Raw genomic sequence first — 26064 nt, forward strand, 5'->3', positions numbered from 1 at the left:
GGTAAAGGGTCTATAGTTACTGATGCGCTAATAAATAAGGGTACGGAGAATACCATGACCACCACCAAGCAACCTGGATTCGCACCTGCAGCCTCGCCGCACGCCGCAACCGCCGTTCATACGCCGGAAGAGCATATTGTCGCCGGAGAGACCTCTATTCCCTCTCAGGGTGAAAACATGCCGGCTTACCATGCCCGTCCGAAAAACGTCGATGGCCCATTGCCGATCGTCATCGTGGTACAGGAAATTTTCGGCGTGCATGAGCATATTCGCGATCTTTGTCGCCGCCTGGCGCAGGAGGGCTATCTGGCTATCGCGCCTGAGTTGTACTTCCGTCAGGGCGATCCGAATGAGTATCACGATATCCCAACCCTGTTTAAAGAGCTGGTTACCAAGGTGCCGGACGCGCAGGTGTTGGCGGATCTCGACCACGTCGCCAGCTGGGCGGCGCGTCATGGCGGCGATGCCCATCGTCTGCTGATCACCGGCTTCTGCTGGGGCGGACGCATCACCTGGCTGTATGCCGCACATAACCCGCAGCTTAAAGCGGCAGTGGCCTGGTACGGCAAGCTGGTGGGAGAAAAATCGCTGAATTCGCCAAAACATCCGGTGGATATCGCCGTCGATCTCAACGCCCCGGTGCTCGGCCTGTACGGTGCGAAAGACGCCAGCATTCCGCAGGACACCGTCGAGACGATGCGTCAGGCGCTGCGGGCGGCTAACGCCACAGCGGAAATCGTGGTCTATCCCGAAGCCGATCACGCCTTTAACGCCGACTATCGCGCCAGCTATCACGAAGAGTCAGCCAAAGACGGCTGGCAGCGAATGCTGGCCTGGTTTGCGCAGTATGGCGGAAAAAAAGGGTAATCGCCCAAAGCATGAAAAAAGGAGGCAAATGCCTCCTTTTTGATTTTTCCGGTGACGATCAAGCGGACTGGCGCAGATTCCGCGCCGCTTGCACCATATTCGCCAGCGCGGCGCGCGTCTCCGGCCAGCCGCGGGTTTTCAGGCCGCAGTCCGGGTTGACCCACAGCCGCTCCGCCGGGATACGCTGCGCGGCTTTTTCCAGCAGCGCTTCGATCCACTCCACGCTCGGTACGTTTGGCGAGTGAATATCATATACTCCCGGCCCGATCTCATTGGGATACTCGAACACTTCGAACGACTCCAGCAGTTCCATGTCGGAACGCGAGGTTTCAATGGTGATCACGTCAGCATCCAGCGCGGCGATGGAGTCCATGATGTCGTTGAACTCGCAATAGCACATGTGGGTATGGATCTGAGTATCGTCTTTGGCCACCGCAGCGTTAAGACGGAAGGCTTCCACACCCCACTGCAGATAGGCATCCCAGTCGCTGCGCTTCAGCGGTAAACCTTCGCGCAAGGCTGGCTCATCAATCTGGATGATGCCGATACCGGCCGCCTCCAGATCCGCCACTTCATCACGCAGGGCCAGCGCAATCTGTTTCGCGATGGTTTCACGGCTGACGTCTTCCCGCGGGAAGGACCAGCACAGAATCGTCACCGGTCCAGTGAGCATTCCTTTCACCGGCTTGTCGGTCAGCGACTGCGCGTACTTCGCCCATTCGACGGTGATCGCCTGCGGACGGCTGACGTCGCCGATCACCACCGGCGGCTTCACGCAGCGGGAGCCATAGCTCTGCACCCAGCCGTTTTGCGTGAAGATGAAACCGTCCAGATGTTCACCGAAGTATTCCACCATATCGTTCCGCTCGGCTTCCCCGTGCACCAGTATGTCTAATCCTAACCGCTCCTGCTCGACGATCGCCTGCTTAATATGTTCCGCAATGCCGGTACGATAATGACTGGCGTCAAGATTTCCCTTTTTGAAGTCCAGGCGCAGGCCGCGGATCTCGGTCGTCTGCGGGAATGACCCGATGGTGGTGGTCGGCCAGGCCGGCAGGTTAAAGCGTTGACGCTGTGCCTGAGCGCGAACCTCATAGGGGCTGGCGCGCTGGCTGTCCTGAGGAGTGATCGCCGCCAGCCGTTTTTCCACCGCCGGGTTGTGTACGCGAGACGAATGGCGACGAGCATGGACTGGCGCGCTCCACTCGGTAATCGCCGCCGTATCGCCGCTGTTCAGCGCATCGCGCAACAGCGCCAGCTCACCGCATTTTTGCAGAGCGAAGGCAAACCAGCTCTTCACTTCCGCATCAAGGCGCGTCTCCACGCTCAGGTCGATCGGGCTGTGCAGCAGAGAGCAGGATGAAGCGACCCACAGCTCGCGCTTACCGACGAGGTCTTTAATTTGCGCATACTTTTCGGCGAGATCGGCGCGCCAGACGTTACGCCCGTTGATCAGGCCGGCGGACAGCAGCCAGTCGGCCGGCAGACGTTTATGCAGTTCGGCGACATCATCTTTACCGTGGACCAGATCGACGTGCAGCCCCTGGACCGGTAGCGCAGCAATGGTCTCGAGATTGTCGCTAACGCCTTCAAAATAGGTGGTCAGCAGCAGTTTGACGTGGCCCTGCAGGGCGTCATAAGCCGGTTTAAAGGCCTCCAGCCACGCTGGCGGCAGCTCCAGCACCAGCGCCGGTTCATCAATCTGCACCCACTCAATGCCGCGCTTCGCCAGTTCGGCCAGCACCTGCTGATAAACCGGCAGGATGGCATTCAGCAGGCTCAGACGGTCAAACGGTTCGCCTTTCACTTTGCCCAGCCACAGATAAGTCACCGGCCCCAGCAGCACGGGCTTGATCTTGTGGCCTAGCGCCAGCGCTTCGTCCACTTCATCCAGCAGTTGGGTCCAGGTCAGTTTGAACTGCTGGCCCTGCACGAACTCCGGCACCATGTAGTGATAGTTGGTGTTGAACCACTTGGTCATTTCCGCGGCGGCCGCTGGCTCGCCGGTGGGCGCGCGGCCGCGGCCAATGCGGAACAGGGTATCGATATCGACAGAGCCGTCTTTGTTCTGATGACGAGCCGGCACGTTGCCAAGCAGCAGGCTGGTGGTCAGAACATGGTCGTACCAGGCGAAATCGCCCACCGGCAGCAGGTCAATACCGGCCTGCTTCTGCTGCTCCCAGTGACGGGCGCGCAGTTCCCGGCCTACCGCCAGCAGCTCCTCGCGAGTGACATTGCCCGCCCAGTAGCTCTCTTGCGCTTTTTTCAGCTCGCGACGCAGGCCAACGCGAGGAAAACCGAGGGTGTGGTTAATAATTGTCATTTTTTGAGCCTCATAATTGCAATCCGAAAGATTTCGGATTTAGGGAAGGCGGCAAACTTGCTCATCCCAGGAGCTTACTGAAGTAAGTGACTGGGGTGAGGAAGTGCAGCCAACGCACCATAAATTCGAAAGATAAAGGATTTAGCCGTCCAGATGTTTACACATCCATAATTGGCAGTTACTGTATATTCCTCAAGCGCAAATTGCTCATGGCGAAGTGAAGGACTTTCATGATCGAAATTAAACATCTGAAAACGCTGCAAGCGTTGCGGAATAGCGGTTCACTGGCGGGCGCAGCGGCTGCCCTGCACCAGACCCAGTCCGCCTTGTCTCACCAGTTCAGCGATCTGGAACAGCGTCTTGGCTTTCGTCTCTTTGTGCGTAAGAGCCAGCCGCTGCGTTTTACCCCTCAGGGGGAGATCCTCTTACAGCTGGCCAACCAGGTGCTGCCGCAGATCGCCCGCGCCCTGCAGGACTGTAACGAACCGCAGCAGACCCGGCTGCGGCTGGCTATCGAATGCCACAGCTGTATTCAGTGGCTGACGCCGGCGCTGGAGAATTTCCGCGCCCGCTGGCCACACGTGGAAGTCGACTTCCATTCCGGCGTCACCTTCGACCCGCAGCCTGCGCTGCAGCAGGGCGAACTGGATCTGGTGATGACCTCCGATATCCTGCCGCGCAGCGGTCTGCATTACTCGCCAATGTTTGATTATGAGGTGCGCCTGGTGCTGGCGCCTGAGCACCCGTTAGCCATGAAGACGCTGATTACGCCGGAGGATCTGGCCGCGGAAACGCTGCTGATTTATCCCGTACAGCGCGGACGCCTCGACATCTGGCGCCATTTCCTGCAGCCGGCCGGTATCAGCCCCCAGCTAAAAAGCGTCGATAACACGCTGTTGCTGATCCAGATGGTGGCAGCCCGGATGGGCATCGCCGCGCTGCCGCACTGGGTGGTGGAAAGTTTTGAACGCCAGGGTCTGGTGGTGACCAAAACCCTGGGAGAGGGATTATGGAGCCGGCTGTACGCGGCCGTTCGCGATGGCGAGCAGCGTCAACCGGTCACCGAAGCGTTTATTCGCTCTGCGCGGAACCACGCCTGCGATCATCTGCCGTTTGTCCGGAGTGCGGAGCGACCCAGCGTCGATGGACCCACAGCGAGGCCAGGATCACCAACGCTCCGCTAATAAAGCTCGGCCAGTGCGGCTGCTCCTGCCAGATGGCAAGGTTAACCAGCAGCCCGGCGGGGACATGGACATTATTCATGATCCCCAGCGTGCCGGCATCCACCTGAGTGGCGCCATAGTTCCACATAAAGTAGCCCAGCCCGGAAGCCACCACGCCCAGCCACACCAGCACGCTCCACTGCAGCGTGGTGGTCGGCAGCTTCTGTGGGTTGCCCAGCATAAACCATGCCGCCACCGCCACGATAAAGGCCCCGACATAGAACCAGGCAAAGGCATTGTGCTGCGGCATCGGTCGCACCTCCATCAGGCGCTTATACCCCACCATACCGATGGCGAAGCAGAGGTTTGACAACTGCACCAGTAACAGCCCGGTCCAGAAATGATCGCTGACTTTGTCGTAACGGATAATCGCCGCCCCCAGCACCGCCAGCGCGGCGCTCAGCAGATAGCCCCAGCGCAGTTTCCGTCCGCTGAGCAGATCGTAGATCAGCGTGATATACAACGGGGTAAACACGGTAAACAGCAGGAATTCCGAGACCGTCAGATAGAGATAGGCGCGGAAGGCCAGCAGGTACATGATGCCAAGCTGCATCGCGCCCACCAGCATATAGAGCACGATCGTGCGCGGAGACTGGCCTCGCGTGCGCAGGAAAGGCAGGAACACCAGCGCCGCCAGGCCCACGCGCATCAGTACCGAAAAATAGCTGTCGACGCTACCGGCCAGGTACTCGCCAATCAGGCTAAAAGAAAAGGCCCACAGGATAGTGGTGATAATTAACAGCGCCACAATGGTCGTCTCGTTGGGTAAAGAACAGGCATTGTAGCGAAGAGTCAGGTTGACGACTGGGTGATTATTCGCCAGTCGTCAATCTTTGTCAGTCGAGGTACAGCTTACGCAGGTAGTGCGGGACCGCATCGTCGGCGTTGCTACCGATCACTTCCAGTTCCGGATGCAGATCCTTCAGCCGCTGGTGGGCGTTGGCCATAATGCAGCCTTTGCCGGCCATCGACAGCATCTCGGCGTCGTTCATGCCGTCGCCGAAAGCGATGCAATCTGACAGACTGTAGCCGAGCATTTTCGCCACTGCCTCCAGCGCATGCCCCTTCGATACCCCGCCCGCCATCACCTCCAGGCAGGTTAAGGTGGAGAAGCTGACGTTCACGCGATCGCCCCAGCGGGCGTTCATCGCCTGCTCAAGCGGCAGCAAATGTTCGTGATCCTCACAGGTAAAGAACACCTTGCTGATCCCCTGCGGATCCAGTTCGCCCGGCTCATACAGCTTGTAGTTAAACACCGCCTCTTTGAAAAAGCGCATCTCTTCCGGGCGATGGCGGTTCATATACCACTCATCTTCCCGATAGACGTTAGTGACGATTTTCGGGTCGTTACGCACGATCTCAAACAGGTCGGCGGCAATATCACGGTCGAGGTTATGGGCGAAGATTTGCTGACCATCGCTATCGTGAACGCGGGCGCCGTTAGAGGTGATCATGTACGACCGGATGCCGAGGTTATCGCGGATCTGCCCGACGTCGATGTAGTGTCGGCCGGTGGCGAAGACGAAATTGATCCCACGGGCGGTAAGCAGCTTCAGCGTCTCTTTGGCATAGGGGGTCAGGAAATGATCGGGGGAAAGCAGCGTGCCGTCTAAATCAGACGCAACAACCTGGTACATAAAAAAGTTAACCTCTAAGCAGGGCGACGAGCGTTATCGTCGGATTAAGTATGTCGATTGAAAAACTCGACGATGGCATTGAGCGCGACTGAGCGCATAGCGTCCTTTTCAAAAAGGATCTCATGGTATGCCCCTTCAATGACGAGCGGCTTTCCGCCCTCACAGGGATGGCCGGCGGCGGCCCGTAATTCACAATAGCGGTCGTGCATCAGATTATCGACCACCCGCTCCTCTTCCGCCTGCAGCAGCAGCGTCGGGGCCGTATCTTTCTCCACATTCGCCAGCACTTCGTCACCGGCCAGCATGCCTTCGCGCACCCAGTGCCAGGTCGGGCCGCCGACCTGCAGGCGCGGCTCGTCGGCATAGAAGCGCAGGTTACGACGATAGCGTTGTCGACTGTGCGTCAGCACGTTAACGGCAAAAGGCAGCGCCCGCCAGCGTCCGGTGCCGATGGCATACTCTTCGCGAATGCGCTGATGGCCCTCAGCCCAGTCGAGAATATGGCGCACCATCCAGTCCGGCAGCCGAATGATAATCCCGAACATCGGCGCGCAGAGCGCAATCGCATCGCAATGCGCCTGGTAGCGTTGCAGAAAGAGCGTGGCAATCGCCCCGCCCATAGAGTGAGCGAGGATAAACCGTTTTCGCCAGTGGCCGGGGACCACCTGCTGCTGCCAGAGCGCAGCCAGGTCATCAACATAATCGCTGAAGTTCACCACGTGCCCGCGGTGAGTATCAGAGAGCAGACGACCCGAGCGACCCTGACCGCGATGGTCGATGATCATCACGTCAAAGCCGCTGTGAAAGAGATCGTAGGCCACTTCAGCATACTTCACGTAGCTTTCAATGCGCCCAGGGCAAATCAGCACCAGTCGATCGTGATTTTGCGCGCAAAAGCGAACAAAGCGTACCGGTACATCATCGACGCCTTTAAATTCAGCCTCTTCGCGCTGTCGCCAGAAATCCGTAAGCGGCCCCATGCTAAAGGCCGCAAACGCGTTTTCTCGTGTTTCCCAGTCCTTTTTCTGCCCAAACATCGGGTTTACACCCCTGTTAACCGCTGAAAATCGTTTTTTTGCCGTGTATCACACAATGCTGACACAATAGCGTATTGTGGCATAAAAACAGACAATCAGGGAGTTTCTCATGACCATTGAGTGGTGGTTCGCCTACCTGCTGACATCAATCATTCTCAGCCTGTCCCCGGGTTCCGGAGCGATTAATACCATGACCACCTCCATTAACCACGGATACCGCGGCGCGGCGGCGTCAATTGCCGGTTTGCAGACCGGGCTGGCCATTCATATCGTGCTGGTCGGCGTCGGTCTCGGCACCCTGTTCTCCCGCTCGGTGCTGGCCTTTGAGGTGCTGAAATGGGCCGGCGCAGCCTATCTTATCTGGCTGGGTATCCAGCAATGGCGCGCGGCAGGGGCCATCGACCTGAATACGCTGGCGAAGGCGCAGACGCGCGGCAAACTGTTCCAGCGTGCGGTGTTCGTGAATCTCACCAATCCCAAAAGCATTGTTTTTCTGGCCGCCCTGTTTCCGCAGTTTATCCTGCCCCACCAGCCCCAGGTGATGCAGTATCTCGTTCTGGGCGTCACCACCATCGTCGTCGATATCATTGTGATGATTGGCTATGCGACCCTGGCGCAGCGCATTTCAGCCTGGATTAAAGGGCCAAAGCAGATGAAGGCGCTGAATAAAGTCTTTGGTTCACTGTTTATGCTGGTTGGGGCGCTCCTCGCCTCCGCCCGTCACGCCTGAATGATGAAATCTCGCTCGCAAAGAGAGGTTCGCCTGGCGGGCGAAGCAATCTCTCTGCGCGAGCCGGCGCGCAAAGCGGGAAATTAATTTTTTTGCCCGCTGTCGACGCTGAGCCCACCGTGCCAGGATGCCGCCAGATAGGTGATTCACGGATGAACGGCGATGGCAGAAACGGCGACCCCTCATGATGCGGTATTTAAAACTTTTCTCTCACGGATAGAGACGGCGCGCGATTTCATCGAGATCCACCTGCCTCCGGCGTTAACAGCGATCTGCAAACTGGATACCCTACGTCTGGAATCCGGCAGCTTTCTTGAAGACGACCTCAGGCCCTACTACAGCGATATTCTCTACTCGCTGGAAACCACCCGCGGTAAGGGGTATGTCCATGTTCTGATCGAGCACCAGAGCGCCCCTGATAAACTGATGGCCTTTCGCTTAATGCGCTATGCCGTCGCCGCCATGCAGCGCCATCTGGAGAACGGCCATAAAACGCTGCCTCTGGTTATCCCGGTCCTCTTCTATCAGGGACGACGCAGCCCCTATCCCTGGTCTATGAGCTGGCTGGATAATTTCGCCGATCCCGAGACCGCCCGCCAGCTCTATAGCGGAGCGTTTCCGCTGGTCGATATCACGGTGATCCCCGACGACGACATTATGCAGCACCGCAGCATGGCGGCCCTGACGCTGGTGCAAAAACACATCCGTCAGCGCGATATGGCGCAATTGCTGGATAAGTTGACCCAACTCTTAATGCTGGAGCAGATGAGCGGACAACAAATCACCGTATTGGTAAACTATATGGCTCAGGCAGGGGATGCCGAGGATACTCGGACACTCTTATACGGGCTGGCACAGCGCGTGCCGCAGCATGGAGGATTACTGATGACGCTGGCGGAAACATGGCTCGCAGAAGGTATGGAAAAAGGCATCAGGAAAGGCGTACAGCAAGGTATAAAGGAAGGTATAAAGGAAGGCAAACATCAGGCCCTGCTGCAGGTTGCCGAAGCGATGCGCAAACGCGGTATTGATGACGAAGCGATTATGGAAATGACCGGTCTGTCTGAAGACGAGCTGCAGCGGCTTCGCCACTGACACTTTCTCCACCCGGATATCGCCGGGTGGAGCATCACGCCAGGTTAACGCGAGATAATCAGGTGGATGCCGAAGCCCGCAAACAGCGTGCCGGCGATACCGTCGATCCACTTCGCCATCCGCTGATAGCCGCGGCGCATCCCCGGCAGGGCGAACAGGCTGGCAACCACCATAAACCAGGCCAGCGTCTCCATGATAATCAGCAGAAAAATACCCCAGCGCGCGCCGGCGCCAACGCTGTCACCGACGAACAGCGAGAACACCGAGCCGAAATAGATAATCGCTTTCGGGTTCGCCAGATTGGTCAGCAATCCCTTCAGGAAGCTGCGTCCGCTGCGGGCCAGCTCAACCTGCGGCTCTGGCGGGGACACCGCCTCTTTTTTCAACGCGCCGCGCAGCATCTGGTAGCCCATCCAGCACAGGTACAAGCCCCCGCCGACCATAATGATGTTGTGCAGCCACGCCATTCTGGCGAGGATCAGGTTCAGGCCGAGCAGCGCTACCCCCGCCCAGATCATTACGCCGCAGGTGATCCCCAGCACTCCCATCAACGCCTCTCTGCGCGAGCGGCTGATGGCCGTTTGTGAGACAAAGAAAAAATCCGGCCCCGGACTCATCAGCGCAATGATATGCACCAGCGCCACGGTAAGGAAAAGCATCAGCATAGTTAACTCGCAGGAAAATAATGAAGAGGATAACTATTCTGGCACTTTTATAGCCAGCTGACTACTCGTCGTCGCCATCGACATGCGACCGGATCAGCGCCATAAACGGCTTGCCGAAACGCTCGAGTTTACGTGTCCCCACGCCGTTGACGCTGAGCATTTCGCCGGCGGTTAGCGGCGACTGCTCCGCCATCTCAATAAGCGTCGCGTCGTTGAAGACCACGTACGGGGGAATGTTTTCTTCATCGGCAATCGCTTTACGTAATTTGCGCAGCTTGGCAAACAGCTTACGATCGTAATTACCGCCGAAGGATTTCTGCATCGCCTTCGGCTTCAGCGCCACGATACGCGGTACGGCAAGCTGCAGCGGGACGTCGCCGCGCAGCACCGGGCGTGCGGCTTCGGTCAGCTGCAGCGCGGAGTGCTGGGCGATATTCTGCGTCACCAGCCCAAGGTGAATCAGTTGGCGGATCACGCTCACCCAGTGCTCGTGACTCTGTTCCCGGCCGATGCCGTATACCGGGAGCTTATCGTGGCCCATCTCACGGATGCGCTGATTGTTGGCGCCACGCAGGACTTCCACCACATAACCCATCCCGAAGCGCTGGTTGACCCGATAAATAGTGGAGAGCGCCTTACGGGCGTCCATTAAGCCATCGTACTGCTTCGGCGGATCAAGACAGATATCGCAATTGCCGCACGGCTCCTGGCGTCCTTCGCCAAAGTAGTTCAGCAGCACCAGACGACGACAGGTCTGGGCTTCAGCAAACGCCCCCATCGCGTTCAGCTTATGCCGTTCGATATCCTGCAGCGGCCCGGCGGGCTTCTCTTCCAGACAGCGGCGCAGCCACGCCATGTCCGCCGGATCGTAAAACAGCATCGCTTCCGCCGGCAGGCCGTCACGCCCGGCGCGGCCGGTCTCCTGATAGTAGGATTCAATATTGCGCGGGATATCAAAATGCACCACAAAGCGGACGTTCGGCTTGTTGATGCCCATCCCAAAGGCCACTGTCGCCACCACAATCTGCAGATCGTCGCGCTGGAATTTCTCCTGCACGTCGGCGCGCACGTCGTTTTCCAGGCCGGCATGGTAAGCCGCCGCGCTGATGCCGCGGCTCTGCAGACGCGCGGCGGTATCTTCCACTTTCGAACGGCTGTTGCAGTAGATAATGCCCGATTTGCCGCGCTGATCCTGGACGTAGCGCATCAGCTGGTCGAGCGGCTTGAATTTCTCCATCAGCATATAGCGGATGTTCGGCCGGTCGAAGCTGCTGACCTGTATGAGCGGATCGTTAAGTCCCAGCAGACGGACGATATCGCGGCGGGTGGTGTCATCGGCGGTGGCGGTCAACGCCATAAACGGGATCTGCGGCATCCGCTGACGAAGCTGGCCCAGCGCGGCATATTCCGGGCGGAAGTCATGGCCCCACTGGGAGATGCAGTGCGCTTCGTCCACCGCCAGCATCGCCAGATTCCAGTTCGCCAGATGCTCAAGGAAATTGTCGAGCATCAACCGTTCCGGGGCGATATACAGCAGACGAACCTGCCCGCTGCGGCAGCCGGCCATCACGTCCTGCTGCTGTTCGCGGCTCTGGGTCGAGTTCAGACAGGCCGCCGCCACGCCGTTGGCCAGCAGCTGATCGACCTGATCTTTCATCAGCGAGATCAGCGGCGAGACCACTACCGTCAGGCCGCCCATAACCAGCGCCGGTACCTGATAACACAGTGACTTGCCGCCACCGGTCGGCATGACCACCAGGCAGTCACGGCCCTCGAGCACCGTCTCGATAATCGTCTCCTGGCCAGGGCGGAACTGCTGGTAGCCGAAGGTCTCTTGTAAAACCTGCTTAGCCAGCGATTCCTGATTTAATACTTCCGCCTGTGCCACGTTGACCCCATTTGCCTGAAAAGAAAACAGGCGCTATTTTCAGCGCCTGCGAGCCAGAGTGCAACGATTAAAACAGATCGTTGAGCATTAGCCCGACGCCGACGCGCGTTTGATTAAAGTTATAGTCGATAAGCGATTCGCCGTAGCCGCTGTAGATCTGGGTGTAAGCGCGAACATGTTTGGTGATGGGATAGCTCACCCCCAACTCCGCCCCGCCGTAGCCAGTGTTCCAGTTATATTGCCCCTGCGCGCTGAGGATCGCCTCGCCCAGATGGTAACCCACCTTCAGGCGGTAATAGCCCATATATTTGGTGATATCCGGGTTATCATCGGTGCTGCCCACCACATACCAGGGTTTCACTTCCACCAGCCAGTTGCCATTTTGCGCCATCAGGCGGGCATAGAGCCGGTTCCAGCTGCGCGAGGTGGGATCGGAGCGGCCATTCGAGTCGTGGTTATATCCCATTTCGATATCGCGCAACGTCCAGCCGGCAAACTGATAGTCGGTGGCAAAGCCAAGAAACAGCTGGGGTTCGTAGTTGGTTTCGCGAAACGGCGCCGACTCTTTGCTGTTGGAGAGCTGCCACCAGGACTTCTGGGTATAGGACGCGCCGAGCAGCGAATTATCCCCCAGGATGCCGCGCCACAGCGGGAAGGCGAGGCTCAGTTGAAACTTCACTTCATCTTTACGGGCATTTTCGGCCCAGTCATAGCTGCGAATCGCCTCTTTATTGAGATCGCTGGTCCACGTGTAGAGCAAATAGTTGCTTTCATAAGGGTAGAGCAGAAAAGGATTATCATGATCCTGTAGCAGGTTGGCGATAATACTGCCGCGCACTGCTGGTTTGTCGTGTACCGACGCATCCTGCGCCATAACACCAGCCGGTAGCGCGCACAGCGCCGCCAGGCAGGCCAAAGAGATACGCATGCTGGTCTCCTGATAAATAGTTTTTATTTTTGTTTCACCTGAAGACATTCTACCTGTTTATTAATCCCCTGCCCCCAAATCCACTCCGAAAGTGGAAATCAATATTTTAGAAGCATAAAATCAACATTTTATTAACGAATGGAACCGGTGTTATGTCTGAACTTACTGCCGAAGCAGCTCTGAAACTGGTGGGGGAGATTTTCGTCTATCACATGCCGTTTAACCGCGCCCTCGGCCTCGAACTGGAGCGCTATGAAAAAGCGTTTGCCCAGCTCAGCTTTAATAATCAGCCGATGATGGTCGGCAACTGGGCGCAAAGCATTCTGCATGGCGGTGTAATCGCCTCCGCGCTGGACGTCGCCGCAGGTCTGGTCTGCGTTGGCAGCACCCTTACCCGCCATGACACCATCAATGAAGAAGAGCTGCGCCAGCGGCTTTCCCGCATGGGAACCATCGACCTGCGCGTGGACTACCTGCGTCCGGGCCGCGGCGAACGTTTTACCGCGACCAGCACCCTGCTGCGCGCCGGCAATAAAGTGGCGGTAGCCCGTGTGGAACTGCATAACGAAGCTCAGGTATATATTGCCAGCGCAACAGCGACCTATATGGTGGGTTGATTGCCCAAAATCGAGTAACATCACTCTCTTTGGCAATGGATTTTACCGATGGATGCGAAACAGACGCGGTTGGGGATTATTCTGGCCCTCGCCGCCTACTTTATCTGGGGTATCGCGTCGGCGTACTTCAAACTTATTTATTATGTTCCCGCCGATGAAATTCTGACCCATCGCGTGATCTGGTCTTTCTTCTTCATGGTGGCGCTCATCAGCGTTAGCCGTCAGTGGCCGCAGGTGAAAAAGCTGCTGAAGACGCCGCGCAAGATCTTCCTGCTGGCGCTCTCTGCGGTGCTGGTCGGCGGTAACTGGCTGCTGTTCATCTGGGCGGTGAATAACCACCATATGCTGGAAGCCAGCCTCGGCTACTTTATCAACCCGCTGGTGAATATTCTGTTAGGGATGATTTTCCTTGGCGAACGTTTCCGTCGCCTGCAGTGGCTGGCGATGATCCTCGCCTTTTGCGGCGTGCTGGTGCAGCTCTGGACCTTTGGTTCGCTACCGATAATCGGCCTTGGTTTGGCCTTCAGCTTTGCCTTTTATGGTCTGGTGCGGAAGAAAATCGCTGTCGATGCGCAGACCGGCATGCTGGTGGAAACGCTGTGGCTGTTGCCGGTGGCGGCGATTTGGCTGTTCGGCATCACCGACAGCCCCACCAGCCATATGGGACAGAACCCCTGGTCGCTCAATCTGCTGCTGATGGCGGCGGGCGTGGTGACCACCATCCCTCTGCTGTGCTTCACCGGGGCGGCAACGCGTCTGCGGCTCTCCACGCTGGGCTTTTTCCAGTACATCGGCCCGACGCTGATGTTCCTGCTGGCGGTGACGTTCTACGGCGAAGTGCCGGGCAAGGATAAAATGGTCACCTTTGGCTTTATCTGGGTGGCGCTGGCGATATTCGTGATGGATGCGGTGTATACGCAAAGGCGGGGGCGTCGGAGCTAGGACATTGCCGGATGGCGGCTCCGCCCTATCCGGCTTACAAAAGTACAGCACTCAGGCCGGATAGGCGCAGCGCATCCGGCACAACAACTACAGCCAGTTTTTACGCTTGAAGTAGAGATACGGCGCCAGGCCAGCCAGCATCATAAAGACGATCGCCCCCGGGTAGCCGAAGCTCCAGTGCAGCTCAGGCATAAATTCAAAGTTCATCCCGTAGCTGGAGGCCACCAGAGTTGGCGGCAGGAACACCACCGACACCACCGAGAAGATCTTGATGATGCGGTTCTGCTCGATGTTGATAAAGCCCATCGCCGCCTGCATCAGGAAGTTCACCTTCTGGAACAGCGATTCGTTGTGCGGCAGCAGGGATTCGATATCGCGCAGGATCTCCCGCGCCTGCTCCAGTTGGCCCGCCGGCAGGCGCGCTTTGCGCACGAGAAAGTTCAGCGCGCGCTGGGTATCCATCAAACACAGGCGGACCTTCCAGCCGATATCTTCCAGCTCCGCCAACGTCGACAGCGCTTCGTCGTACTCATCGCCCTGGTGGCCTTCCATAATCACGCGGCTCAGCTTTTCCAGGTCGCTGTAGATGTTTTCTATCTCATCCGCCAGCTGTTCGATTTTGGTCTCGAACAGATCTAACAGCAGCTCGTAGGCGTTGCCGTCCACCAGGGTCTGGTTACGCACGCGCATGCGGTAGAGGCGAAAAGCGGGCAGTTCACGCTCACGCAGCGTAAACAGGCGCCCTTCGCGGATGGTAAACGCCACGGTAGAGTTACCCGCGTGATCGTCGGCATCTTCGAAAAAGAAGAAGGAGTGGATATGTAACCCGTCTTCATCTTCAAAGAAACGCGCGGAGGCTTCGATATCTTCCAGCTCCGGGCGCGTCGCCAGGTTCTGACCCAGTTCCGTCTGCACGCGGCTTCGCTCATCGTCGTCAGGCTCGACCAGATCGACCCACACCGAGCTGGCGAGGTGCTTGATCTCATCGGCTTCCAGGCGCGTTAAACGATTGTTTTCCAGTTGAAATGCGCTCAGCATGACCGGGACTCCCAATGCAAAAAAATTATCGGACAGTTCGGTGGGCACACAGAAACAAATTGGGTTTCAGACCATTAAGCCTGACTCAGCGCGACGGGAATGGGGCAGGTCGCTGACAACCGCTAAGGCTATCAGCATAAGAGGATAGCCTTAGGAGTTGTTCCTGAATGACAGGAAGTTGAGCCAGCATCTACTGGGTGTGTCCAAGGCGAATGTCCTCTTAGCGTAATCGTGCGCGCATGTTACGCCAGCGCAAAATCGGCGTCAACACGCAACGGAACGCGAAAGCGCAAATCAGGCGCCTTAACGTATAAAGGTAGCAGAATATTACAAAATAATGATATTTTTCTTAAAGTTACACTTCCTCGAGCCGGGCGTAAGCCGCGACCAGCCATTTGATCCCCTGACCCTGAAAAGCCACCTGCAGCCGGCTGTGCTCGCCGCTGCCTTCGAGGTTGACGATGGTGCCTTCGCCAAACTTCGGATGCCGTACGCGCTGGCCTAATTTGTAGCCGGTATCGCTCTCGGCAATCGGCGCGCCCAGTCGCTGATGGTTTACCGGGCGGCTCACCGTAGCCCGCAGACGCACTTCTTCTACGCACTCCTGCGGCAGTTCTCCAATAAAGCGCGACGGCCGATGGTAAACCTCTTTGCCGTACAGACGTCGGGTTTCCGCGTAGGTCAGCGTCAGCTTCTGCATGGCGCGGGTCACGCCGACGTAGGCCAGACGACGCTCTTCTTCCAGGCGGCCGCCTTCATCAAGGGCCATCTGGCTCGGGAACATCCCCTCCTCGACGCCGACGATGAACACCTGCGGGAACTCCAGCCCTTTCGCCGAGTGCAGGGTCATCAGCTGAACCGCGTCCTGCCAGGTATCCGCCTGTCCCTCGCCCGCTTCCAGCGCGGCGTGGGAGAGGAACGCCTGCAGCGGCATCAGATCTTCATCTTCTTCGTTGTAGCTAAACTGGCGCGTCGCCGTCACCAGCTCCTCTAAGTTTTCAATACGGGTCTGACCCTTCTCGCCTTTCTCCTGCTCGTACATCGCGCGCAGCCCGGAGTCTTTAATCACCCGATCGGTCTGGACGTGCAGCGGCATATCGGTGGTCTCCTGCGCCAGCGCGTCAATCAGCTCCATAAAGCGCTGCAGGGCGCTGGCGGCGCGACCGGCCAGCGCTTTATCTTTCAGCAGCTCACGGCTGGCCTGCCACAGCGTCAGCTGACGATCGCGTGACGTCTGGCGCACCACGTCCAGCGTGCGGTCGCCGATGCCGCGGGTCGGCGTATTGACTACGCGCTCAAACGCCGCATCGTCGTTACGGTTGGCGATCAGACGCAGGTACGAGAGCGCGTCTTTGATTTCCTGGCGTTCGAAGAAGCGCATGCCGCCATAGATGCGGTACGGCATACTGGCCTGCAGAAGCGCCTCTTCCAGCACGCGCGACTGGGCGTTGCTGCGATAGAGGATGGCGCACTGCTCCAGCGCCCCGCCGTTCTCCTGCCAGGTTTTTATCCGGTTCACTACGAAGCGTGCTTCGTCGAGATCGTTGAAAGCGCAGTACAGCGAGATCGGCTCGCCGTCGGCGCCGTCGGTCCATAGCTTCTTGCCCAGGCGACCGTTGTTGTTTTCAATCAGGGCGTTGGCGGCGCTGAGGATGTTGCTGGTCGAGCGATAGTTCTGCTCAAGGCGGATGGTTTCCGCACCGGGAAAATCGTTAAGGAAACGCTGAATGTTCTCGACCTGCGCGCCGCGCCAGCCGTAAATCGACTGATCGTCATCGCCGACGATCATCACCTTGCCGGTATCGCCCGCCAACAGGCGGATCCACGCGTACTGAATGTTGTTGGTATCCTGGAATTCGTCGACGAGGATATTGGTGAACCGCTCACGGTAGTGCTGGAGGATATGCGGCTTATTCAGCCACAGCTCGTGGGCGCGCAGCAGCAGTTCGGCGAAGTCCACCAGCCCGGCACGATCGCAGGCTTCCTGATAGGCCTGATAGACCTTCTGCCAGGTCTGCTCGACCGGGTTGCCGTAGCTCTGAATATGATGCGGGCGCAGCCCTTCATCTTTCTGGCTGTTGATGTACCACATCGCCTGACGCGGCGGCCACTGCTTCTCATCGAGGTTCATCGCCTTAATCAGACGCTTCAGCAGGCGCAGCTGGTCTTCGCTATCGAGGATTTGGAAATCCTGCGGCAGGTTGGCGTCCAGATGGTGCGCGCGCAGCAGGCGGTGGGCCAGGCCGTGGAAGGTGCCCACCCACATGCCGCCCTGGGTGGTGCCCATCAGCTGGCCGATACGGTGGCGCATCTCTGCCGCCGCTTTGTTGGTAAAGGTCACCGCCATAATAGAATACGGCGAGCAGTTCTCCACGCTCAGCAGCCAGGCGATACGGTGCACCAGAACGCGCGTCTTACCACTGCCCGCCCCTGCCAGAACCAGCATGTTGGTGCGCGAGGCCGCTACGGCTTCACGCTGTTTGTCATTAAGGCTGTCGAGCAGGTAAGAAACGTCCATTGGCACCGCCGGAAGAGAAGGGGTTACACGAACCCCTGTTAATATATACAGAGTAACTGGTGATTATATCAGCGAGGTCAGAGATGCCAACTGTGAAATTTCAATATGCGGCAGCAGGCGGCTGTCCGCGGTGTGCATCAGGTCCGCGCCTTGCGGTTTGATCCAGCAGGCCTGCATGCCACAGCGCAGCGATCCGGCGACGTCAGTGGTCAGGTCATCGCCGACGTGCAGAATATGCCCGAGCGGTAAGTTCAGGCGCTCCGCCGCCAGATGGTACATGTCGGCAAACGGCTTGGAGCGGCCATCCGGCCCGGCGCGCAGCACAAAGCGGAAATAGTCGCTCAGGCCGAACAACTCTGGTCGGGCGTTGCCGTTGGTAATCGCCACCAGCGGCCACTTCTCCGCCAGCTTCGCCAGCGTATCGTGGGTCTCCTGCGGGACATCGACGCGGCTGCGCCACTGGGCGAAGTGTTCCATCGCCGCATCGGCCCCCGCTTTCGCCGCGTCGGCGGAGAGTCCGGCGTTACGCATGCCTAACTCCAGCGCACGGTGGCGCCAGACGGTCACGTCGTGATAGATCTCAGGCTCGGATGCCAACAGCGTCTGGCGCAGCTGATTAAGCTCATGGGCGTCGAACTGGCTGAGCGACGGATGGTAGCTGCGTACAAAGGCCAGCGACTCGTGCATCGTCCGGTCAATGACCGGGCGGTTATCATAAAGGGTATCGTCCAGGTCAAACGTCAGCGCGGAAATCTGGCCCAGAGGTCGGTAAAAACGCATTATTTCCCCCGTTTTGCGCGCGGATGCGCGGCATCGTACACCGAGGCAAGGTGTTGAAAGTCGAGATGGGTATAGATTTGGGTGGTGGAGAGGTTAGCATGACCCAACAGCTCCTGCACACCGCGCAGATCGCCGCTGGACTCCAGCATATGGGTGGCAAAGGAGTGGCGAAGCTTGTGCGGATGCACATGGCTGTTCAGTCCCTGCTTAATGCCCCACTCGGCGAACCGCTTCTGTACGTTGCGCGCCGAAATTCGCTTGCCCAGTTTCGACAAAAACAGCGCGTCGTCGTCAGTACCGAACAGGCCGCGTAAATCCAGCCAGTGCTCAATCCACATCACGGCGTTGCGACCGATCGGCAAGCGGCGCTCTTTGCTGCCTTTGCCCATCACCCAGACCTCGCCGCTTTCGAGATCGAGATGTTTGATATCAAGGTTGACCAGCTCGGACAAACGCAGCCCCGCGCCGTACATCACCTCCAGCATCGCCCGGTCGCGCACCGCCAGCGGATCGTTGAGATCAATATCCAGCAGCCGATTGACGTCATCGACATCGATATTTTTTGGCAGGTGACGGGGAATTTTCGGCGCGGCAATCCCTTTCGCCGGATTGGCGCTGAGCTCGCCCTGGCCGACCAGCCAGTCAAAGAAACTGCGCAGCGCCGACAGGCGAAGCGCCAGGCTTGCCGGGCCTAATCCCGCGCGGCGACTGCGCACCGCAAAACTTCGCACCTGAGCGGCATCGCACTGTGACCAGCTTTTCAGACCCGCCTCATCCGCCAGGGCAATCAGCGCGTCCAGCTGTCGCTGGTAATTCAGTAACGTGATCGGGCTGAGCTGGCGTTCAACGCCAAGGTGGCGTAGAAAGCGGGCGACGGCGGAGAAGAGAGGAGAATCGGTCATGCGCGTTCAATCCAGCGCTCCAGCAGGCCGGGCAGCATCTGGGCGATCTCCTGCAGCAGTTGCGTCCCCTGTCCTGGCTGATAATGCTGCGCATCGCGGCTGCTAAAGAGCATCACGCCAGGGGCATTATCGCCGCCCAGCAGCGACATCGCCACTGACCCAATGGCTTTCGCCTCCGGCAATACCACCAGCAGCTCCGGACCGTTCAGCGGCCCAAGGTAGTGGCGCGCCTGGCCCAGACGCTGAATACGGATCGGCTCAAACGCCTGCCGGCTTAACGCCAGGTGGGTAAACTTCGAAGGCGCGCCCAGGCGCCAGCTGTCAGGGAACAGGCGCACCGTGGCGCCCGCCAGCCCCAGCTCGCGCGCCCAGCGGTGAAGGCGGTTAAGCATATCGTCGAGGCTCTCCGCCGCCGCCAGCCGCGTTTGCAGCTGCAGCAGGCGCTGGAACAGGCTTTCATTGGCTACCGCCTGCTCCATCAGCAGCGACATATTCTCTTCCAGCACATGGATATGGTTACGCGCCCGCATCATGTGCCACTCCACCAGCGAAATCGTACCGCGCACCGGATGCGGGACGCGGAGATGTTCGACCTGGGCGGCATTACGAATAAAAAATTCAGGATTTTGCAACAGATAGTCCACCACTGCACGATCGTTCAATGCGCTGGCGACCTCCTGCTGTTCTTCCCCGATTGGTTTCATAAATGAATAAATCCATCATAGACATGGGCCGCCGGGCCGGTCATAAACAGCGGCTGGCCCGGGCCTTTCCAGGCGATATCAAGACGACCGCCGGGTAATTCCACACGTACCGTTTCAGCGAGCAACCCCTGCTGGATCCCCACCGCCACCGCGGCGCAAGCGCCGCTGCCACAGGCCTGGGTTTCCCCCGCGCCGCGTTCGTAGACGCGCAGACGAATATGGGACCGGCCGACCACCTGCATAAAACCGATATTCGCGCGCTCCGGAAAACGCTCATGGCTTTCCATCACCGGGCCGAGGGTTTCCACCGCCGCCGTATCCACATCATCCACCTGGATAACGCAGTGCGGGTTCCCCATGGACACCACGCCGCACAATACTGTCTGCTCGGCGGCACGCATGATATAGGTCTTTTCCGCTTTGTTGGCGCGGAACGGCACCTGGGAGGGCTCGAAGTTGGGCTCGCCCATATTCACCCGCACCAGATCGTCTTCCGTTACGCTTAATACCATACGGCCGTTGGCCGTACTCACGCGGATATCACGTTTATTGGTCAGGCCTTTCAGCCGGACGAAACGCGCGAAACAGCGCGCGCCGTTGCCGCACTGCGACACTTCGCTACCGTCGGCATTAAAGATCCGGTAATGGAAATCCAGATCCGGATCGTAGGGCGGCTCCACCACCAACAGCTGATCGAACCCGACGCCAAGGTGGCGATCCGCCAGGCGGCGAATCAGCTCCGGCGAGAAAAAAACATTCTGCGTTACCGCGTCAACGACCATAAAATCGTTGCCAAGGCCATGCATTTTAGAGAACTGCATCATCTACTCCAGTTGCGCGGAACAGAACGTTATCGTTAGTAATTGACCTGGCTCGGACCACCAGTATCGCCACGATCGTTACGATCCGGCGTTGAGCTCTGAATGCCCGGGTTAACCGGTTTGGTCGGCGGCGGCGCAGTTTTATCAGCCGGCGGGAAATAGAGAGGCCCTTTCAGACCGCAGCCGGTCAGGCTGAAGATCGCAAACAAAACGGCAAGCGTAGGAAAAACGTTTTTCATTGATAGTTGCCCGTGATTCATTCTTTCTGCTTTCTATCATCGCAGGAGAAGACGTAAAAGCAAGCCTTTAGCATCCGACTGCGCGCGCTTTTGTTTCGCGCTATACTGCGACCCATCTTCAAAAATCAAAAAAGCAGAATAAAATTATGAACGACAGTGAATTCCATCGCCTGGCCGATAGCCTGTGGATGACCATCGAAGAACGCCTGGATGACTGGGACGGCGATAGCGACATCGACTGCGAAATCAACGGCGGCGTGCTGACCATTAGCTTTGAAAACGGCAGCAAAATCATTATTAACCGTCAGGAGCCGCTGCACCAGGTGTGGCTGGCCACCAAACAGGGCGGCTACCATTTCGATCTCAAAGGCGACGAGTGGATCTGCGATCGCAGCGGTGAAACCTTCTGGGATCTGCTGGAGCAGGCGGCGAGCCAGCAGGCCGGTGAGACGGTGAGATTCCGTTAATGACATGTTTCCCGGATGACGGCGCATTGCGCCTTTTCCGGGCCAAATCTACGAGTAGCGCTGCTGCAGCACCGGCGAGGCGGTAACGTCCTGGCTGGTGGGGATCGCGGCGGCAATCGCCTGGGTGCGGAAAGGGATCACCTGGGTGCGCCCGTCCACCTCGACAATCTGATAGAACTGCGGCAGGTTGAAGTTGATAAAACTGGAGCCGTAGGTAAAACGATCGTGCGATGACGAATAGAAGCGGCTGACATCGCGCACCAGCTCCTCTTTGCTGCCCTCGCAGTGGTGATAGACCTCAGCGCGGTTGCTCTCATCGAGAATATAGATGTTAAAGCCGCTGTCGTTGTTATCCGCGTCTTCAAAGAAGAACTGGATAATCCCTTCGCTGGCGAATCCGTCCACTACCGCCGGCAGCTTAACGTGATTGGTTTCAACCTGCACCGACAGGCCATGGAGCTTGTTGTGCGAGATAGCGCCGTAGAACTCAATGGCGTTTTCCAGCTTCTGCACCGAAACATTGAGACGCTCGAAGAACAGTCCCCAGGTCTGGCCGGAGACGCGCAGCGCTTTAAAGCGCCCGGTATCCTGACGGGTACTGGAGAGACGCAGTTCGATGCACTCGGAGATCATCTGCTGTACGCGGGTGCGGATCAGGCCGCGCAGATGCTGGCTATAGCAGAAGACCTCCACGCTGTCCGGCGGCGCGGCATCCTGATGCATTTTACCAAGGATCGTTTTCAGCGCTTCAATCATCGCCTGCTCGCCGTTGAAATGCAGCGTACGCACTTCATTCCACGAGTTGCGATACAGCAGGTCGACGCTGCCGATCAGGCATTTTTGCTCTTCGCCGAAGCTGAAGACATCGAGCTTACGGAAATCGAAGTGCACCACCTGATTGCGGAAGGCCGCCGTCGGGTCATATTCGAGGTTAACGATAATCGCCAGGTGGCGAATTTCGCACGGGCTGTATAGCGCTTTTGGCGTGGGCGCCGGCAGGCGCAGCGGGAAGTGGTGCGACACATCGGCCACCATCTCCTGCAGCTTCGCCAGATCGACGATGCCGTTGCCCTTAATAAACAGGCGGGTGCGTGAGGTCAGCAGGCCGTTAAACCAGGCCCAGGCCACCAGCTTATTGAGATAGCGGTTATATTCCAGCGGCTGATGGCTGATGATCGATTCCATATCCGGCGCGCGGTTATACAGATACCAACCGGTACGGTTGGCGCGACCCGGCGGCACGTGAATAAAGGTCAGATTCGGTTCCGAGAGATCCGGCGAAATTTGCGGGTTCACCAGCGTCACTTTGCCCGGCAGCGCTTCAAAGGCCGCATACAGCTTACGCGTCAGCACGCCGATATCCTGCGGACTGGCGGAGACGCTGAGGTTATTGCGCCGTGCGAAACGGATCAGATTACGATAGCTCTGCATCATCGCATCGAGCAGTTCGTTGTGCGCCTTGCGCACTTCATCAATTTTCCAGTTCGCCCGGTTGTCGAGCATCATCAGACGCTTTTCATCCCAGCCCCACGCGTTGACCAGCTGGCTGACGACTTCGCGACGCCAGCCGACGCAGGCGCGCTCGCGGCTGAGTTTTTCGCACACTTTCAGGTAGAAGCAGCGGCGCACCAGGTCGAGACGAGTTTCATCGTCAATGGCCTGGAGGTAGGTGGTCACGCGCTCCAGCATCATGCAGTAGGGGTCGAGTCCGAAGGAGACGATCTCGCCGTCGTGCAGGCGCTGTTTGATATCTTTCGCCAGCAGGCGGTTGTTGGGGTATTCCCAGGAGTAGGCTTCCAGCAGCAGCGTTTTCAGCACCGCTTTATAGGGCGAGTCGATACTCTTATACAGCTGCCACAGGCTGGCGCCGAAGTACTCTTCCGCCGACAGTGAACTAAGGCCGCCGAGATCGAGCCACTCGTTTGGCGTCAGCACGCCCTGGGCATACAGCCCCATGACGTAATCGTCGTAATGCTCTTCTTCATCGCACGGCACCATATTCCACAGAATACGCTTGCCGGCGAGACGCACCGCGGTGCGGTAGAACTCATCGAGCAGTAAAATATGCTGGGTCGAACCGCAGTCTTCGCCGCCGAGGCTGCCGCTTTCGTTATGGCGGAAGCGGTTTTCGTCGATCAGGAAGAAGCTGACTTCCACGCCGAGCGAGGCCGCCCAGCTCTCAAGCAGGCTGCATTTTCGCTGCAGCAGCTGGCGCTCTTCGCTATCCAGCCAGGCCTGGTGACATACCCAGATATCAAGATCGGAAGAACAGCTCTGGCCGACGGAGGAGGTACTACCCATCGAGTAGACGCCGGTGATCGGCAGCTCGCCTTTTGGCGGCTCCTGGGTCTGCATGCCGCGATGCAGTTCCAGTTCTTCAAGATAGTGGCGTTGGGTTTCATCAGGCGTGTAGAGGCAAATGCCACGGGGAACGTTACCGTCAAGGTAACCCGGCATCAGCGGGTGATGATAATGTAATAACGTTGGCAGTAGACTGTAAACCTGCTGGAAAGCGGGTCCCATGGCAGCAAGCGCGCGATCCACGCGCAATTGGTTGATGGCATCCAGTCTCTGTTTCAGTGTCTCAATATAGAGGTACAAGACATATCGCCTGATGTTCAAAAACCCGAGGTACAATAGTACGGAGGATTTCAGTATTTCAACAAAAACCGTCACCATTCGTCGTCGGTGTGGTTGTGATGAGCAGCGGACGGACAAATGGTTTAAAACGTGATCAATTTAACACCTTGCTCATTGACCGTAAAGAAAGATGCGCTACATACAAGTGTAGCACCGTTTATTACCTGTAAATTCCTCACTACGCCTCCGGCAACCGCCACGCGCATGAAAGGTTAAAAAAGAGTGGGCCGGAGCTATCTCCCACATAAACCGTGAAAACTAACATCCGTAAGACAACAATGTTAGGATGGTTAGTGGTCGACAATGACGGTAACAAGCATGTTAGACAAAGTTTTGAAAATTGCCACACGGCAAAGCCCGCTTGCGCTATGGCAGGCGCAATATGTTAAAGCGCGCCTCGAACACGCGCATCCCGGACTGAAGGTCGAGCTGGTGCCGATGGTCACTCGCGGGGATGTCATCCTTGATACTCCGCTGGCAAAGGTGGGTGGCAAGGGCTTATTTGTGAAAGAGTTAGAGCTTGCCATGCTCGAAGGGCGCGCCGATATCGCCGTTCATTCGATGAAAGATGTGCCGGTGGAATTCCCGGAGGGTCTGGGGCTGGTGACTATCTGCGAGCGCGACGATCCGCGCGACGCGTTTGTCTCCAATCACTATGCCTCGATTGATGAACTCCCGGCCGGCAGCGTCGTTGGCACATCAAGTTTACGCCGTCAGTGCCAGCTGGCCGCCACTCGTCCGGACCTGGTGATCCGCTCTCTGCGCGGTAACGTCGGTACCCGGCTGAGTAAGCTGGATAACGGCGAGTATGACGCCATCATCCTCGCCGCCGCCGGCCTGAAGCGCCTGCAGCTCGAGGCGAGAATTCGCCAGCCGCTGTCGCCGGAGCAATCCCTGCCGGCGGTCGGCCAGGGTGCGGTCGGCATCGAATGCCGTCTCGACGATGCATGGACCCAGGGGCTGCTAGCGCCTCTCAACCATACGGAAACGGCAGTGCGCGTGCGCGCCGAGCGGGCGATGAACACTCGTCTCGAAGGCGGCTGCCAGGTGCCGATTGGCAGCTATGCGGAACTCGTCAACGGCGAACTGTGGCTGCGGGCGCTGGTTGGCGCCCCGGATGGTTCGCAGATGGTACGCGGCGAACGGCGCGGGCCAGCAGAGCAGGCCGAAGCGCTCGGCATCTCGCTGGCGGAAGAGCTCCTGGATAACGGCGCGCGCGACATTCTCGCGGCAGTTTATGATGGAGAAGCCCCACGATGAGCATCCTGGTCACTCGTCCATTACCGCAAGGAGAAGCGCTGGTCAGCCGTCTGCGGGCCATGGGACGCGTGGCCTGGGGCTTTCCGCTGATAGAATTTACGCCTGGCCGGGAGCTTCCCGCGCTGGGCGACGCGCTTGCCCGCCTCGGGCCTGACGATCTGCTGTTTGCGCTGTCCCAGCATGCGGTGGAGTTCGCCCATGCCCGCCTGCAGCAACAGGGGCTGCCCTGGCCCACTTCCCCAAGCTATTTTGCCATTGGCCGCACGACGGCGCTGGCCCTGCATACGGTCAGCGGGCAGCATATCCATTACCCGTTAGATCGGGAAATTAGCGAAGTCTTGCTACAATTACCTGAATTACAAAACATTGCCGGGAAAAATGCGCTGATCTTACGTGGCAATGGCGGGCGGGAACTCTTAGGCGCGACGCTGACCGAGCGCGGCGCCAGGGTCACATTTTGTGAATGTTATCAACGTAGTGCAAAGCATTACGATGGCGCAGAAGAAGCGATGCGCTGGCAATCTCGCGGGGTCACCACGCTGGTGGTCACCAGCGGCGAGATGCTGCAGCAGCTATGGTCGTTAATACCGCAATGGTATCGCGAACGGTGGCTCCTGCACTGCCGCGTTGTCGTTGTCAGCGAACGTCTGGCCCTTCAGGCCCGGGAGCTGGGCTGGCAGGAGATTCAGGTTGCCGATAGCGCCGACAACGATGCGCTGCTACGCGCATTACAATAACTCTCA

25 protein-coding genes are annotated in these 26064 nt (G+C 58.2%); 9 read left to right on the forward strand and 16 right to left on the reverse strand.

Translation table 11 applies throughout. The features are described 5' to 3' along the window. Positions 1-54 precede the first annotated feature (54 nt). Positions 55-867: a dienelactone hydrolase family protein gene (locus tag ACLH1I_RS23725; RefSeq protein ID WP_004886756.1), complete on the forward strand. Its 813-nt coding sequence runs from the start codon at positions 55-57 to the stop codon at positions 865-867. 58 nt (positions 868-925) lie between these two features. On the opposite strand, the gene metE is transcribed toward ACLH1I_RS23725, so the two are convergent. Beyond that, positions 926-3190 (reverse strand): 5-methyltetrahydropteroyltriglutamate--homocysteine S-methyltransferase, encoded by a 2265-nt coding sequence (gene metE, locus ACLH1I_RS23730; protein WP_151629380.1) that lies wholly within the window; start codon positions 3188-3190, stop codon positions 926-928. 230 nt (positions 3191-3420) lie between these two features. On the opposite strand from metE, the gene metR reads away from it, so the two are divergent. Continuing rightward, a complete protein-coding gene (gene metR, locus ACLH1I_RS23735) occupies positions 3421-4374 on the forward strand; it encodes an HTH-type transcriptional regulator MetR (RefSeq protein ID WP_017899391.1) in 954 nt (317 codons plus the stop codon). Here metR and ACLH1I_RS23740 read toward each other — a convergent pair. From ACLH1I_RS23740 to pldB, 3 genes are all read right to left on the reverse strand, one after another. Then, on the reverse strand, positions 4262-5161 hold the full coding sequence (locus tag ACLH1I_RS23740; RefSeq protein ID WP_012969187.1) for a carboxylate/amino acid/amine transporter: 900 nt from the start codon (positions 5159-5161) through the stop codon (positions 4262-4264). The two genes, metR and ACLH1I_RS23740, sit on opposite strands and share 113 nt — an antisense overlap. Before the next feature lie 88 nt (positions 5162-5249). Further along, positions 5250-6050 (reverse strand): sugar/pyridoxal phosphate phosphatase YigL, encoded by an 801-nt coding sequence (gene yigL / locus ACLH1I_RS23745; protein WP_017899394.1) that lies wholly within the window; start codon positions 6048-6050, stop codon positions 5250-5252. Positions 6051-6094: 44 nt separating this feature from the next. Beyond that, complete coding sequence (gene pldB / locus ACLH1I_RS23750) at positions 6095-7087, reverse strand: lysophospholipase L2 (RefSeq protein WP_004886768.1); 993 nt, start codon at positions 7085-7087, stop codon at positions 6095-6097. A gap of 109 nt (positions 7088-7196) precedes the next feature. Here pldB and rhtB point away from each other — a divergent pair, with 109 nt between their 5' ends. Together rhtB and ACLH1I_RS23760 are read left to right on the forward strand one after the other, a co-directional pair. Further along, entirely contained in the window at positions 7197-7817 is a 621-nt protein-coding gene (gene rhtB, locus ACLH1I_RS23755; protein WP_002883411.1) for a homoserine/homoserine lactone efflux protein, read from the forward strand. Positions 7818-7979: 162 nt separating this feature from the next. Beyond that, positions 7980-8912: an Rpn family recombination-promoting nuclease/putative transposase gene (locus ACLH1I_RS23760; protein ID WP_004886770.1), complete on the forward strand. Its 933-nt coding sequence runs from the start codon at positions 7980-7982 to the stop codon at positions 8910-8912. A gap of 44 nt (positions 8913-8956) precedes the next feature. On the opposite strand, the gene rhtC is transcribed toward ACLH1I_RS23760, so the two are convergent. The 3 genes from rhtC to pldA all read right to left on the reverse strand — a co-directional run bounded on the left by rhtC (position 8957) and on the right by pldA (position 12393). Next, positions 8957-9577: a threonine export protein RhtC gene (rhtC, locus tag ACLH1I_RS23765; protein ID WP_023319447.1), complete on the reverse strand. Its 621-nt coding sequence runs from the start codon at positions 9575-9577 to the stop codon at positions 8957-8959. Between the two features lie 61 nt (positions 9578-9638). After that, complete coding sequence (recQ, locus tag ACLH1I_RS23770; RefSeq protein ID WP_004886773.1) at positions 9639-11465, reverse strand: ATP-dependent DNA helicase RecQ; 1827 nt, start codon at positions 11463-11465, stop codon at positions 9639-9641. 67 nt (positions 11466-11532) lie between these two features. Further along, positions 11533-12393: a phospholipase A gene (gene pldA / locus ACLH1I_RS23775; RefSeq protein ID WP_198080090.1), complete on the reverse strand. Its 861-nt coding sequence runs from the start codon at positions 12391-12393 to the stop codon at positions 11533-11535. A gap of 152 nt (positions 12394-12545) precedes the next feature. Here pldA and yigI point away from each other — a divergent pair, with 152 nt between their 5' ends. Together yigI and rarD are read left to right on the forward strand one after the other, a co-directional pair. Further along, entirely contained in the window at positions 12546-13010 is a 465-nt protein-coding gene (gene yigI / locus ACLH1I_RS23780; protein WP_002883404.1) for an acyl-CoA thioesterase YigI, read from the forward strand. A gap of 48 nt (positions 13011-13058) precedes the next feature. Further along, positions 13059-13952, forward strand: coding sequence for an EamA family transporter RarD (rarD, locus tag ACLH1I_RS23785; protein WP_198080091.1), 894 nt, complete (start codon positions 13059-13061; stop codon positions 13950-13952). A gap of 87 nt (positions 13953-14039) precedes the next feature. On the opposite strand, the gene corA is transcribed toward rarD, so the two are convergent. The 8 genes from corA to lptM form a co-directional block, all read right to left on the reverse strand. Further along, the gene (gene corA, locus ACLH1I_RS23790) at positions 14040-14990 is read right to left on the reverse strand and encodes a magnesium/cobalt transporter CorA (RefSeq protein ID WP_002883400.1); all 951 of its coding nucleotides are present in this window, start codon (positions 14988-14990) and stop codon (positions 14040-14042) included. 150 nt (positions 14991-15140) lie between these two features. After that, positions 15141-15197, reverse strand: a complete 57-nt coding sequence (gene ysgD, locus ACLH1I_RS23795; RefSeq protein ID WP_349815745.1) for a YsgD/CorL family protein — start codon at positions 15195-15197, stop codon at positions 15141-15143. 148 nt (positions 15198-15345) lie between these two features. After that, on the reverse strand, positions 15346-17508 hold the full coding sequence (uvrD, locus tag ACLH1I_RS23800; protein ID WP_004886784.1) for a DNA helicase II: 2163 nt from the start codon (positions 17506-17508) through the stop codon (positions 15346-15348). A gap of 63 nt (positions 17509-17571) precedes the next feature. Beyond that, positions 17572-18288 (reverse strand): 5-amino-6-(5-phospho-D-ribitylamino)uracil phosphatase YigB, encoded by a 717-nt coding sequence (yigB, locus tag ACLH1I_RS23805; protein WP_023319446.1) that lies wholly within the window; start codon positions 18286-18288, stop codon positions 17572-17574. Next, the gene (gene xerC / locus ACLH1I_RS23810) at positions 18288-19190 is read right to left on the reverse strand and encodes a tyrosine recombinase XerC (RefSeq protein WP_004886788.1); all 903 of its coding nucleotides are present in this window, start codon (positions 19188-19190) and stop codon (positions 18288-18290) included. Before xerC ends, yigB begins: the two co-directional genes overlap by 1 nt. Continuing rightward, the gene (locus tag ACLH1I_RS23815; protein WP_004886790.1) at positions 19187-19894 is read right to left on the reverse strand and encodes a DUF484 domain-containing protein; all 708 of its coding nucleotides are present in this window, start codon (positions 19892-19894) and stop codon (positions 19187-19189) included. Before ACLH1I_RS23815 ends, xerC begins: the two co-directional genes overlap by 4 nt. Continuing rightward, a complete protein-coding gene (gene dapF, locus ACLH1I_RS23820; RefSeq protein WP_002883394.1) occupies positions 19891-20715 on the reverse strand; it encodes a diaminopimelate epimerase in 825 nt (274 codons plus the stop codon). Before dapF ends, ACLH1I_RS23815 begins: the two co-directional genes overlap by 4 nt. Positions 20716-20750: 35 nt before the next feature. Continuing rightward, positions 20751-20954: an LPS translocon maturation chaperone LptM gene (lptM, locus tag ACLH1I_RS23825; protein WP_004886794.1), complete on the reverse strand. Its 204-nt coding sequence runs from the start codon at positions 20952-20954 to the stop codon at positions 20751-20753. Positions 20955-21100: 146 nt separating this feature from the next. Here lptM and cyaY point away from each other — a divergent pair, with 146 nt between their 5' ends. Beyond that, positions 21101-21421: an iron donor protein CyaY gene (gene cyaY / locus ACLH1I_RS23830; protein WP_004886799.1), complete on the forward strand. Its 321-nt coding sequence runs from the start codon at positions 21101-21103 to the stop codon at positions 21419-21421. 48 nt (positions 21422-21469) lie between these two features. Here the strand turns inward: cyaY and cyaA are convergent, their stop codons facing one another. Further along, on the reverse strand, positions 21470-24022 hold the full coding sequence (gene cyaA / locus ACLH1I_RS23835) for a class I adenylate cyclase (protein ID WP_025999157.1): 2553 nt from the start codon (positions 24020-24022) through the stop codon (positions 21470-21472). 357 nt (positions 24023-24379) lie between these two features. On the opposite strand from cyaA, the gene hemC reads away from it, so the two are divergent. Together hemC and hemD are read left to right on the forward strand one after the other, a co-directional pair. Next, a complete protein-coding gene (hemC, locus tag ACLH1I_RS23840; protein ID WP_004886804.1) occupies positions 24380-25321 on the forward strand; it encodes a hydroxymethylbilane synthase in 942 nt (313 codons plus the stop codon). Next, the gene (gene hemD / locus ACLH1I_RS23845) at positions 25318-26058 is read left to right on the forward strand and encodes a uroporphyrinogen-III synthase (RefSeq protein WP_151629384.1); all 741 of its coding nucleotides are present in this window, start codon (positions 25318-25320) and stop codon (positions 26056-26058) included. Before hemC ends, hemD begins: the two co-directional genes overlap by 4 nt. The last annotated feature ends 6 nt before the right edge of the window (positions 26059-26064 follow it).

This window comes from Klebsiella sp. 1SOBk10mer (assembly GCF_046602535.1).
GTDB lineage: Bacteria > Pseudomonadota > Gammaproteobacteria > Enterobacterales > Enterobacteriaceae > Klebsiella > Klebsiella quasipneumoniae.